Annotated in this window: 8 protein-coding genes; 3 read left to right on the top strand and 5 right to left on the bottom strand. The window is 68.4% G+C overall.

Annotation, left to right across the window (positions count from 1 at the left end):
* Window positions 1-50: 50 nt before the first annotated feature.
* The 3 genes from OG223_RS37870 to OG223_RS37860 all read right to left on the bottom strand — a co-directional run bounded on the left by OG223_RS37870 (window position 51) and on the right by OG223_RS37860 (window position 5,730).
* A complete protein-coding gene (locus OG223_RS37870; RefSeq protein WP_329258697.1) occupies window positions 51-1,496 on the bottom strand; it encodes an aldehyde dehydrogenase family protein in 1,446 nt (481 codons plus the stop codon).
* A gap of 128 nt (window positions 1,497-1,624) precedes the next feature.
* Window positions 1,625-3,211: a PucR family transcriptional regulator gene (locus OG223_RS37865; RefSeq protein WP_329258695.1), complete on the bottom strand. Its 1,587-nt coding sequence runs from the start codon at window positions 3,209-3,211 to the stop codon at window positions 1,625-1,627.
* Window positions 3,212-3,327: 116 nt separating this feature from the next.
* The gene (locus tag OG223_RS37860) at window positions 3,328-5,730 is read right to left on the bottom strand and encodes an ATP/GTP-binding protein (RefSeq protein WP_329258692.1); all 2,403 of its coding nucleotides are present in this window, start codon (window positions 5,728-5,730) and stop codon (window positions 3,328-3,330) included.
* A 251-nt stretch (window positions 5,731-5,981) separates the two neighbouring features.
* Here OG223_RS37860 and gabT point away from each other — a divergent pair, with 251 nt between their 5' ends.
* The 3 genes from gabT (at window position 5,982) to OG223_RS37845 (ending at window position 10,280) form a co-directional block, all read left to right on the top strand.
* On the top strand, window positions 5,982-7,316 hold the full coding sequence (gabT, locus tag OG223_RS37855; RefSeq protein ID WP_329258689.1) for a 4-aminobutyrate--2-oxoglutarate transaminase: 1,335 nt from the start codon (window positions 5,982-5,984) through the stop codon (window positions 7,314-7,316).
* A 213-nt stretch (window positions 7,317-7,529) separates the two neighbouring features.
* Window positions 7,530-8,393 (top strand): phosphatase PAP2 family protein, encoded by an 864-nt coding sequence (locus OG223_RS37850; RefSeq protein WP_329258687.1) that lies wholly within the window; start codon window positions 7,530-7,532, stop codon window positions 8,391-8,393.
* A gap of 198 nt (window positions 8,394-8,591) precedes the next feature.
* The gene (locus OG223_RS37845; RefSeq protein ID WP_329258685.1) at window positions 8,592-10,280 is read left to right on the top strand and encodes a GmrSD restriction endonuclease domain-containing protein; all 1,689 of its coding nucleotides are present in this window, start codon (window positions 8,592-8,594) and stop codon (window positions 10,278-10,280) included.
* 48 nt (window positions 10,281-10,328) lie between these two features.
* Here OG223_RS37845 and OG223_RS37840 read toward each other — a convergent pair whose 3' ends face one another.
* Together OG223_RS37840 and OG223_RS37835 are read right to left on the bottom strand one after the other, a co-directional pair.
* Window positions 10,329-12,131, bottom strand: a complete 1,803-nt coding sequence (locus tag OG223_RS37840; protein ID WP_329258681.1) for a chitinase — start codon at window positions 12,129-12,131, stop codon at window positions 10,329-10,331.
* Window positions 12,132-12,261: 130 nt separating this feature from the next.
* Window positions 12,262-12,711: a hypothetical protein gene (locus OG223_RS37835; RefSeq protein WP_329258679.1), complete on the bottom strand. Its 450-nt coding sequence runs from the start codon at window positions 12,709-12,711 to the stop codon at window positions 12,262-12,264.
* Window positions 12,712-12,746: the final 35 nt, after the last annotated feature.

Genomic DNA, 12,746 nt, shown 5'->3' with positions numbered 1-12,746 from the left:
GCTATATGAAAATGGATCCCATTAGCTAGAGCTGTTGGGTGAGAGGCCGGTCAGAGCGCGAGGCCCGTGAGCACCAGCACCCGCTCGTAGGTGTAGTCGTCCATCGCGAACTTCACGCCCTCGCGGCCGACACCGGACTGCTTGGCGCCGCCGTACGGCATCTGGTCGGCGCGGTAGGACGGGACGTCGCCGATGATCACGCCACCGACCTCCAGCGCGCGGTGGGCGCGGAAGGCGACCTGCACGTCATGGGTGAACACCCCTGCCTGGAGGCCGTACTTGGAGTCGTTGGCGGCGGCGAAGGCGGCGGCCTCGCCGTCCACCTTCGTCACGGTCAGCACCGGCCCGAAGACCTCCTCGCAGGAGATCGTCACGTCGGCCGGTACGTCCGTCAGCACGGTCGGCGCGTACGAGGCGCCGTCGCGCTTGCCGCCGGTGAGGAGGGTGGCGCCGGCTTCGACGGCCTCCTGGACCCAGGACTCGACGCGCTGCGCGGCGGCCTCGCTGACCAGCGGCCCGACGTCGGTCTTGTCGTCGCTCGGGTCGCCGGTGACCTGGGCCTCCACCGCCGCGACTATGCGCGGGAGCAGCCGGTCGTAGACGGAGGCGTCGGCGATGACCCGCTGCACGGAGATGCAGGACTGGCCGCCCTGGTAGTTGGAGAAGGTGGCGATGCGGGTCGCGGCCCAGTCGAGGTCGGCGTCGGAGGCGTAGTCCCCGAGGACCACGGCCGCGCCGTTGCCGCCCAGCTCCAGGGTGCAGTGCTTGCGCGGCACCGAGTCCATGATCGCGTAGCCGACCTTCTCCGAACCGGTGAAGGAGATCACCGGCAGCCGCTCGTCCTGGACCAGGGCGGGCATGTGGTCGTTGGCGACCGGGAGGATGCTCCACGACCCGGCGGGCAGTTCGGTCTCGGCGAGCAGGTCGCCGATGATCAGGCCGGAGAGCGGGGTGGCCGGGGCCGGCTTGAGGATGATCGGGGCGCCGGCGGCGATCGCGGGGGCGATCTTGTGGGCGCACAGGTTCAGCGGGAAGTTGAAGGGGGCGATGCCGAGGACGACGCCCTTCGGGAAGCGCCGGGTGAGGGCGAGCCGGCCCTGGCCGCCGGCGTCGGTGTCGAGGCGCTGGGCCTCGCCGCCGTTGAAGCGCCGGGCTTCTTCCGCGGCGAACCGGAACACGGACACGGCGCGGCCGACCTCACCACGCGCCCACTTGATCGGCTTACCGTTCTCGGCGGAGATGAGCTGCGCGATCTCCTCGGTGCGCTCGACGAGACGCCGGCTGACGTGGTCGAGGGCGGCGGCGCGGACGTGGGCGGGGGTGGCGGCGAACTCGTCCCGTACGGCGTACGCGGCGGCCACCGCCTCCTCGACCTGGGCGTCGGTCGGCAGGCTGACCTTGCCGACGAGGCGTCCGTCCCACGGGGAGGTGACGTCGAAGGTGTCCTGGCCGGTGGCCTGGCGGCCGGCGAGCCAGAAGGCGTGGGTGGAAGTCATGTCCCGGCCCTTCCGCGTTGGGGGTGGTCTTGGTGCTTCTCGGTCAACCGTAGGGGCGGGGAGGCTGCGGTGCGTTTAGCCGAGTCGTAGTGGTACCGGGCGGGAACACTACAGTTCGGCAGATCCCGTCACTCCGCCGCGGCCGTGGCCTTCAACGCCAGCCACAGCTCCATCCGTACGTCCGGATCGTCGAGCGACCGTCCGAGGATCTCCTCGACCCGCCGCATCCGGTACCGCAGGGTGTGCCGGTGCACCCCGAGGTCCGCGGCCGCCGCGTCCCACTGACCGTGCCGGGACAGCCAGGCGCGCAGCGAGGCGACCAGGTCTCCGCGCCCGGTCGCGTCGTGCTCGGACAGCGGCCGTAGCAGACCGTCCGCGAACGCCCGCACCGCGTCGTCGGCGAGCAGCGGCAGCACGGACCCGGCGGCGAGTTGCTCGTGCTCGACGAAGACCCGCCCGCGCCGCCGGGCCACGGACAGCGCCTGTTCGGCCTGCTTGTAGGCGGCCGCCGCGGCGATGGGGCCGGACGGTGCGGAGAGCCCGACGACCAGTTCGTCGTCCTCGCCGCCCTGTTCCCGTGTGTCCGAGGAGGCCCGCGCGGCCTCCAGCGTCGCCGCGTACTCCCCGCACGCCTCGACCGCCGCGCCGCCGTCCACGGCCAGCACCACCAGCCGCCTCGGCCCTTCCGCCACGACGAGCACGGCCTCCCCCGACCGTGCCGCCGCCGACTCGACGACCTCGGCGAGCCCGCCCAGGGGATCGCCGTCCGCGGTGACGCCCTCGCCCACGATCACCCGGAACGGCGCGTCGAGGAGCCCGCCGTACAGCTCCCCGGCGACCGCCCGCGCGTGGTCCGGATGCCCGGCGAGCAGCAGCCGCAGCACCGCGGCCCCGATCCGGTCCTGGGCCGCCTGCAGAGAGCGCGAGCGTTCCGTGGTGAGCGTCAGGAGCGCGATCGCGGAGTGCACGGCGTACCGCTCCGCCGTCCCGAGCGCCGATGCCGTTCCTACGGCGAGCGCGGCGCGCGGGCGGCGGCCGGTGCCGAGGGTGTGCAGTTCGACCCGGTCCTCGTTGTCCGGGCCGCCGACCACGGACGAGGCCGGCGCCGGCCGGTCCCGCAGCCGTTCCACGTCCGCGGTGAGCCGGGCGGCGCGGCGGCCCGCCCAGTCCGGTGCGGTGGCGACCAGGGCGCCGGACGCGTCGTAGAGCGCGGCCCATCCGTCGACCTGCGCGGCGAGTGCGGCGAGCAGCCCCTCCGGGCCGTCGCTGAGGGCCTGCCTGGTCAGCTCGCGCTGTGCGGCGAACCCGGCGGTCACGGCGCGGTACTGATCGGCGGCGATCGCGGCGGACACGGCTTTGCTGATCGCGATGAAGGGGGTGCGCCGGGGCACTTCCAGCAACGGCAGCCCCTCTTCCTCCGCCGTGTCGACCAGCACCTTCGGAATCTCGTCGTAGTTGACCCCGACGGCGAACCCCAGCCCCACGACCCCGGCCCCCACCAGCCGCTTCACATACCGCCGCATGGCCTTCGCGTCCTCCGCGTCCAGCTTCAGCGCGGTGGTCAGCAGCAGTTCCCCGCCCTCCATGTACGGCACCGGATCCGCCAGCTCACTGACATGCGCCCAGCGGACGGCCACGTCCAGCCGGCCCTCGCCGGCGCGCACGGTGAGCTTGAGCGCGGAGTGGTGGGCGAGGGAGGCGAGGGTGGGGGGCATGGGGCCTTCAGACGGGAGGAGTGCGGGCGATCAGTGGGACCTTTTGGCCGCCGCGTATGAACGGCCTGTGCCGATTCTGCCTCACCGTATGGTCGGCACGACCCCGTATGTCCGGTTCAGGGGGCTGGGGGGCGGAGGTCCACCAGGGACGGTGGGGTGTGCTCACCCTTCACGCTGGTCAGCGACAGCACGGCGTGGCCCGCCGGCACAGCGTGCGCCAGTTCGGACGCGGACCAGCGTTCCCGCTCGACCTGGCGGACGGTCACGGCCTCCGTGGTCACGGCTTTGCCGGTGACCAGCTTGCGGAGGGCATGGATGGCGCGGGTCATGGGCTGGTCGGCGAAGACGGTGTGCTTGGCGACATCCGTGGTCTCCACCCACTCGGTGCCCCAGGCCTGCGCGAAGCGGCTGCCGTCCCAGGTGGTGACGCCGGCCAGCGCCATCCGACAGCCGACGGCGCCGTACAGCGGGCCGTGCAGGGACTCGGGTACGTCGCCCACGGTCCGCAGGGCGAGGACGACACCCGCGTCCTCGGAACGCAGCCGCTGGATCCGGCGCAGTGACTCGGTGCTCACTGTGCCGGTGGCGTCGTCGAGAACGAGGCAGGCGAAGTGCCCCCGCTCACGGCCACGCACCACCGCGGTGAACTGCGCGAGGACCAGCCGGGTGAGCAGCCGGGCCGCCTCATCGTGCCCATGCTCGGGCAGGTCGATACGGACACGCAGCGGATGATGGGCCACGGCCCGCAGCGAGAACGGCCGTACGGTCCCGCCCCCTGCTCCGAAGAACTCGGCGAACACCGGGCGATCGAGCAGGGCGAGCCGGTCGGCGAGGGCCTGGCCGGGGTCGTTGCCACCGGCGGCGTGGCGCATGCGGGAGTCGAGTTCGCGGCGCATCACGGCGTGTTTGTCGTCGGTGAGGGCCGCACTCAGCTCCGCCAGCGCCCTCGGCTCGCTCTCGAGGAGTTCGCGAAGCACGGGCAGTGCGGGGAACCTGCCCCACGCGGCCCGGTAGGGCCCGAGGAACTGGGACAGGGCGGCGGCGGCACGCTGGGTGTCCACGGTGTCGAGGTCGCCGACCAGAGCCTCCGCGAGCAGGGCGGCGGCCTCATCGGGGTCGCCGGACTCGGCGTACGGGTCGAGGTCGTGGACGGACGCCGGGTCCCCGACGCGGACGATCACGTCGAACGCGTCGTCCGGGCCGAGCGGCGTTCCGGTCATGCACACCGCGACGACGGCGCACCGGCCGGTGAGGGCCTGCAGGGTGAGATTCTCGACCACCGGCCGCACCACGTGCCGCGTCTTGCCCGACCCCGAGGGTCCGACGACGAGCAGCGAGGTCCCCAGCGTGTCCGGCCCGAGCGCGGTGCCGACGCCGCGGTAGGCGAGCGCGGTGCGCTCACCCGCCGCCCAGGTCCCGATCCGCACCTGGCCGGTGAGCAGGTCGTGCCGCGCGGTGCGGCGGGACAGGTCACGGGAGCCGGAGGGGTGGATCCAGGCGCCGCCGGCGGCCCGCAGCACGGTCCGGGTGAAGGACGTGAGGTCGCCTGTCCGCCGAGCCCGCCGCCAGGCGTGCTCGACGCGCGCGCAGTCCACGTCGTTCATCCGCCCCGCCAGCACCTCGTGGGTGAGTACGTCCGCGGCCTCGAACTGGCCCGCCTCCCGCAGCTCGGGCCAGTGGTCCCGTGACCCGACGGCCGGTGCCTGCTCGGCGACGGCCGTCGCGGCCGCGGTGTCGCGCGGGCCGTACCGCTCCCTCAGGAGTGGCAGCCAGCCGCCGATGCGGGCGAACGGCCAGAGGAGCAGCAGACCGATGACCACGTAGAGCAGGTTGCCCATCAAGGGCGTGGAAATGAAGTCGTAGCCGCCCGGGAGCAGGTCGATGAGGTGGTACACCGGACCGGCCACCGGAAGCGCGTTCCATCCGACACCGGGGTAAGCACTCGGGATCACGACCAGGTTCTCCGCGATCACGGCACCCAGCAGGGCGAGCAGCGCCCGCGCCGGCTGTGGGCGGCGTGTGACGAGGTGCCGGATGATGTCCGGCCAGCTCCCCAGGCGCCCCATGCCGTAGAGCAGGAGGCCGAAGAACACGCCGTCGGCGACCGCCACGGCCTCGATGCCCTTGCCCTTGGGCGTCGTGGTGCCGGCCCACCACCAGTCGTCGGGTGTGAGCACCCTCAACAGCGCCCATTGGTAGGGGATGCTGCCGTGCTTCCACAGCGACCACAGCACCATGCCCACGACAAGCGGGACGACGACGCCGACGATGGTGATGGGTGACAGCCGCTCCGCGCTCTTCTCCCGCTTGGGCACGCGGTATCCGAACCGCCAGATACCGGGTCCCGCGGCAGGCCGGGGCTCGTTGAGCCAGTCGGCCACGGCGGGGCCGGCCGCGCCCGGGGCGTGCGTCGGCCTCGGCGGTACGACGCGATCCGCCGACATGTCCGCCGGCCCCGCCGGACGCGGCACAGGATTCGCCTGTGTGTGTCGCGCGTCCCGCGTCCCGTCGCTGTCCATCGTCCTCGCCCTCGCCCCTTGACCAGCCGTTCCGTACACCGTCAGCGAGTCAATCTAACGCGCCCAGAAGGGGAGTTCACCGTTTACGCGGCCGGGCCCGCCCCACGGTCCGCGAACCCGGCACTGTCCATCGCGGACAACCCGCGTCGCCGACACCGCCCACATGGAGCATGCCCACCCCCGGTCGCCCGCCCTAGCCTGCGAGAAAGGAAGACAGAAGAAAAGCGTCCGCACCACCCCAGGAGCCCCTCATGACCGCACTTCCGCAGGAGCGCCGCGTTCTCACCGCCATCCCCGGCCCGAAGTCGCAGGAGCTGCAGGCCCGCCGTACCGCCGCGGTCGCGGCCGGTGTGGGCTCCGTGCTGCCCGTGTTCACCGCGCGCGCGGGCGGCGGGATCGTCGAGGACGTCGACGGGAACCGGTTCATCGACTTCGGTTCCGGTATCGCGGTGACGAGCGTCGGCGCCTCCGCCGAGGCCGTCGTCCGCCGTGCCACCGCGCAGCTCGCCGACTTCACCCACACCTGTTTCATGGTCACGCCGTACGAGGGGTACGTCGAGGTCGCCGAGGCGCTCGCCGAGCTGACCCCGGGTGACCACGCCAAGAAGTCCGCGCTGTTCAACTCCGGCGCCGAGGCCGTCGAGAACGCCGTCAAGATCGCGCGGGCGTACACCAAGCGCCAGGCCGTCGTCGTCTTCGACCACGGGTACCACGGCCGGACCAACCTGACCATGGCCCTGACCTCGAAGAACATGCCGTACAAGAACGGCTTCGGGCCGTTCGCGCCCGAGGTGTACCGCGTGCCGGTCGCCTACGGCTACCGCTGGCCGACCGGTCCCGACAACGCCGGTGCCGAGGCCTCCGCGCAGGCCATCGACATGATCAACAAGCAGATCGGCGCCGACAACGTCGCCGCGATCATCATCGAGCCGGTCCTCGGCGAGGGCGGCTTCATCGAACCGGCGAAGGGCTTCCTGCCCGCGCTGAGTGAATTCGCCAAGGCCAACGGGATCGTGTTCGTCGCGGACGAGATCCAGTCCGGGTTCTGCCGTACCGGGCAGTGGTTCGCGTGTGAGGACGAGGGTGTCGTCCCGGACCTGATCACCACCGCGAAGGGGATCGCGGGCGGGCTGCCGCTCGCCGCCGTGACCGGGCGCGCCGAGATCATGGACGCCGCGCACGCCGGTGGGCTGGGCGGTACGTACGGCGGCAACCCGGTCGCCTGCGCCGGTGCGCTCGGTGCGATCGAGACCATGAAGGAGCTGGACCTCAACGCCAAGGCCAAGAACATCGAGTCGGTCATGAAGGTCCGGCTCGGGGCCATGGCGGAGAAGTTCGACATCATCGGCGATGTGCGCGGACGCGGCGCGATGATCGCCATCGAGCTCGTCAAGGACCGTACGACCAAGGAGCCGAACCCGGAGGCGACCGCCGCGCTCGCCAAGGCCTGCCACCAGGAGGGGCTGCTGGTCCTGACCTGTGGCACCTACGGCAACGTGCTGCGCTTCCTGCCCCCGCTGGTCATCGGGGACGAGCTGCTGAGCGAGGGGCTCGACATCATCGAGCAGGCGTTCGCACGCATCTGAGCCATTCCCTTGGGCACGTCCCGGCCACAGGGAACCCGAGGCTCCCGCACAGGCGTAGCGCCCCAGGCGTCCCATCCGCCCCAGCCCCTTCATCCGCCGGATTCACAGGCTGGGGCGGCGGACGTCAGGCCGTGTGAAGAAGGTGTGCGGGGTGCATGGCGGGACGCGAATCCGCCTGTCGCACCAGCAGCCACTGCCGTAGGTTCTATCCAGATGAGAGATACACCCCGCCCACAGGGGACTGTGGGCGACATCAGGCCGGGGCCTCCCCAGCTTCGACCTGGTCGTGCCCTCGCGCACACAACAGGAGCCTCCGGCTCCGAATCTCCTCACCGATCGGACAGTCGCCCGCCCCAAACCCCCCGGGGCGGCCGGCCCGCCGATCCGGACGGCCGGCCTGGAACTACCCCCCCTGTTCCAGGTCGGCCGACCTCCTTTCTCTGGCTGTTTCTCGCCCTTCCCGCGCTGCTCTTCGCGCTGATCACCTGGCAGGTCGCCGCCGACGGCCCCCTCCTCCGCCTGGACACCCGCCTCAGCCGCGCACTCGTCCACCCGGACCGCTTCTCCGAACTCCTCGCCGACCTCGGCAACTTCCAGGTCGCGGTACCCGTCCTCGTCGTCGTCCTCGTCTACGTCGGCCTCCGCGCCCGTGCCAGTGGTACGGACCGCTGGTGGCTGCCACCCCTCGCGGCGGCCGTGCTGATGGCCCTGGTCCCGGCGCTGATCGTCCCCCTCAAGGAACTGATCGCCCGCGGCGGCACCCCGGCGGTACCCCCCGGCACCGGCTACTACCCCTCCGGCCACACGGCCACCGCGATGATCGCGTACGGCGCCTCGACCCTGCTCCTCCTCCCCTGGCTCCGGACGTCGTACGCCCGCCGTGAACTGGTCGTCCTCTGCGCCCTGTTGGTCGCCGGCGTCAGCTTCGGACTGGTCCGCCGGGGCTACCACTGGCCACTGGACGTGGTGGCCAGTTGGTGCCTCGGGACCGTGCTGCTCGGGACATTGCGGCTGTTCCTCAAACGACACACCGTCGACAGGAAACACGTCCCCACAGCTCAAACCGGAAATAACTAAACATAAACCAACAAGATCAATCTCGACTGTGACCCAATCTCGGGGTTGCGGGAGTATGAGCACTCGAGTTGCCCCAGCCGCACTGCGACCTTGAGGAATCATGTCCATCACCCCGCGCGGAATGTCAATCCAAGAAGCATATAACCTTTACCGGAGCGAGAAGCTCACAGTCAATCGAAATTACCAAAGAAAACTCGTATGGGGGGGGTAGACGAAAAAGCACACCTGATTGACAGCATTTTACGCGGCTTCCCAATCCCTCTCTTCCTCTTTGCCGAGATATCAGACCAGAACTACGAAATAATCGATGGAATGCAGCGCCTGGATGCCATATTTGGGTTCATAGAGCAAAGGTACGGCATCCAGTCCAGCATCGAAGTCCCTCATTTTTTTGACCTCTCGGAATTTTCACGAGCCCGCCAACTCGCCGACTCGGAAGTATTCACGCGTGAGCCTGGTAAGCCCGAGCTCATCCCAGCATCTCAATGCGCAGATCTACTTGATTACCAACTGGCTGTTACCATATTCAGCTCCAGGGAGGAAACTCAAGTAACCGAAGTATTCCGACGAATAAATTCCGGTGGGCGTCAACTGAGTGCACAAGAAAAACGGCAAGCTGGAGTTGTCAGCGAATTTGTCAAACTACTCAGACGCCTGGCCTCGGAATTTCGCTACGATGGATCGCCTGACGTCCTCCCGCTCACCAAGATGCCCGTCGTTTCCATCGACTCAGCCCGCGAACGGCTGGGATACGGGATCGCAGCAGAGGAGACCTTCTGGTGCAGCCTCGGAGTGCTGAGCACAAAGCAGCTACAGCAGAGCGAGGATGAACAACTGCTGGCCGATATTTGCATTTCTGCAGTACGCGGAAACACATTTAGCGTCAGCTCCGACGTGCTGGACAAGTACTTCGACTTGGAGACCACTGAGAGTAAGTCACTGGCTGCGGATCTCGCTACTTACGGCACGGAAAAGCTCGCCGATGACGTCAAGGTAGTACTCGGCGCCATGAAGACCATGGTTGATTCAACCAAGCCGGGCGTCGTAGGAGCGTTCCGATCACACGTCAGCACCAGTGGATGGTCCTCCGCTAAAACACCTTTCTATGCAGTCTTCATGGCCTTCTACGACTTGATGATCAGAAGAGGAAAACAACTCTCCGATCCGCATGGCGCGTTCAAAGCAATATATGGCGTAACAGGGAAACTAACACCGAGCAGGAACACCACTACCGAGGCGCAGCGACAGGCAAACATAGACATAGTGAGAGGGTTGATCGATAAGCACTTCACAGAGTCGCCACGGGGAGCACTAACACACGGGCCAGCAATGGAGATCGAATTCCCGAACCTGATTAGGCGTGCCCCGATCGAAAGTGCCAGATACGAGTTCAAGCAGGGAATAGTTTCACTCGACAAGAAACGTTCAGTCAACAAGGATCTCCTCAAGAAACTCCCGAAGATTATGTCCGCCATCGCGAATACGGGACCCGAGTCCGATGGTTATGTAATTTTCGGGGTGGCAGACAATGATGCTGCCGCGCGCCGTATCGAGGAAATGGACTCGGTTACGCCGGTGCCACTCGCTCGACAGGTACTCTTTGGCGTCGACCGGGAATGCAAAGTCCTCGGCATAGCGATGAGTACTTATGTGCGCCACATCATTCAAGCCATTCAGGCATCCCCTCTAGAGGAAACCCTGAAAGGTGACATCCTCGCCAACATCGACACAATCTCCTACTCTGGGCGTTCATATGTAGTGGCACGCATCCCGGCCCAACGCGATCTCTCCGGGTTCGACGGCGAGTATTACGTTCGCGACGGCGATGATCTGCGGAAAATGACGACGGCAGAAGCTCTCTCTGCAGCCAAGAGGTTCAGTCGTTGAGAGGTGCGGGCTGGCCAAGAGCCCACTGCTCGGCCAACCCGCACTGTTTCATTGGCCGAAGTAGCCGTCGAACGTCTTCTGGAACTCCCAGTTCGAGTAGCGGTCCCAGTTGATCGACCAGGTCATCAGGCCGCGCAGGGTCGGCCAGGTGCCATGGGTCGCGTACGAGCCGCAACTCGCCTTCTTCGTCAGGCAGTCCAGGGTTTTCGTGACCTCGGCCGGGGCCACGTAACCGTTGCCCGCGTTGACCGACGCCGGCATGCCGATGGCGATCTGGTCGGGGCGCAGGGCCGGGAACACGTTGTTCGTGTCGCCCGCCACCGGGAAGCCGGTGAGCAGCATGTCGGTCATCGCGATGTGGAAGTCGGCGCCGCCCATGGTGTGGTACTGGCCGTCGAGACCCATGATCGGGCCCGAGTTGTAGTCCTGGACGTGCAGCAGGGTCAGGTCGTCGCGCAGGGCGTAGATGACGGGCAGATACGCCCCGCATCTCGGGTCCTGGCCGCCGAACTTGCCGGTGCCGTAGAACTGGTAGCCCATCTGCACGAAGAAGGTCTCGGGCGCCATGCTCAGCACGAACTTCGCGCCGTACCTGGCCTTCAGGGTCTTCAGGGCCGCGATCAGGTTGACCACCACGGGAGTTGTGGGGCTCTTGAAGTTCGTGTCGCTCGCGTCGAGGGAGAGCGAGTGGCCCTCGAAGTCGATGTCGAGGCCGTCGAGGCCGTAGGTGTCGATGATGTTCGAGACCGAGGAGACGAAGGTGTCGCGGGCCGCCGTGGTGGTCAGTTGGACCTGGCCGTTGGCGCCGCCTATGGAGATCAGCACCTTCTTGCCCGCCGCCTGTTTGGCCTTGATCGCGGCCTTGAAGTCGGCGTCGCTCTCCACGTTCGCGCACGAGCTGACCGGGCAGCGGTTGAAGCGGATGTCGCCCGAGGTGGCGGAGGTGGGTTCACCGAAGGCCAGGTCGATGACGTCCCAGCTTTCGGGGACGTCGGCCAGGCGGGTGTAGCCGGAGCCGTTGGCGAAGCTCGCGTGCAGGTAGCCGACCAGGGCGTGGGTGGGCAGTCCGGTGCCGGTGCCCGAGCCGGTGGACGTCGTCGCGGTGACCACCGTCGACTTCGCGGACTCGCCCGCGTCGTTGACCGCCGTGACCTGGAAGCTGTACGCCGTCGCGGCCGACAGACCGCTCACCGTGGCCGAAGTGCCGCTCGCCGTCTGGACTTTCACGCCGTCGCGGTAGATCGCGTAGCTCGTCGCGCCGGTGACGGCCGCCCAGGACAGGGCGACGGAGGAGGACGTGATCGTGCCGACGGCCAGGCCTGTGGGGGTGGTTGGCGGCTGGCCCACGTCGACCGCCGGGCCGGTGAGGGAGATGTCGTCGGCGTAGTAGGCGCCGGTGGCGTACCAGCCGTGGGTGTAGATCGTGACCTTGGTGGTGGTCGGGCCGGTGCGGAAGCTCGTCGTCAACCGCTGCCAGTCGGGGGCCGATTGGGTCCAGGTGGAGACGTCGGTGGTGCCGGTGCCGCTCGCGCCGAGGTAGACGTAGCTGCCGCGGACGTAACCGGCGAGCGAGTACTGCGAGTCCGGTTTCACGGTCACGGTCTGCGCGCACTGGGCGTAGTCGTTGCCGGCCGGGGTCGCCTGCAACGCCGAACTGCCGCCGTGCACGGGCGACTTGACCGTCGTACCGCTGCTCGCGGTACAGGACCAACTGTCGAGGCCCGCTTCGAAGCCTCCGTTCTTCGCCAGGTCCGCGTCGGCCGCACGGGCGGCCGACGAGAGCGCGGTGATGCCGGACACGGCCAGGGCCGCGGTCACGAACACGGCAAGGACAGGTCTGGAGCGATCCACAAGTGCCTCCGGGCATGGGGGATTTGGAGGGGTGGAGCGCGCCCAATTTGGTCCAGACCAATTGCCGTTGTCAAGACATCCGGTGTCAAGACATCCGGTGTCGAGACATCTGCCGGCTACCCGTCCATCGCTACTCCCCCTCCGTGGCCAGCCCCGCCGCCGCCTCGTGCATGGCGAGTTCGAGGAGTGCGGGATCGGTGAGGGTGCCGGAGCCGTCCGGCGGTACCAGCCAGCGGACCCCGCCGGTCGACCGGCCGGGGTACGGCACGACGATCCAGGTGCCGAGTCCGGCCGTACGGATGCCGGTGCCCAGCCAGCGGGCCGCGGTGCCGGGCGGTACGAGGAAGCCCATGCGTGCGTCGCCGAAGTCGACGAGTACCGGGCCGAGTTGATCGATGACCCTGGTGAGCACATCGAGCGTGGGATAACCGAGCTCACCCGGCAGGATGAGTACGTCCCAGGCCTTGCCGGCGGGCAGCAGCGCGACCCCGAGGGGGTTGCGCTCCCATTCCCAGCGGCAGGCCTCGGGATCCGGAGCCACGGATGCCAGCCACTCGACGGCCGTCTTCGCCCCAGTCATGAGGAGACCTCCCTTTCTCATGTCGACGCTGGTCG

Origin of the sequence: Streptomyces sp. NBC_01478, from assembly GCF_036227225.1 — a bacterium.
In the GTDB taxonomy this organism is placed as follows: domain Bacteria; phylum Actinomycetota; class Actinomycetes; order Streptomycetales; family Streptomycetaceae; genus Streptomyces.
The sequence above is the reverse complement of the archived record's forward strand: the minus strand, read 5'-3'. Positions and strand labels throughout refer to the sequence as shown.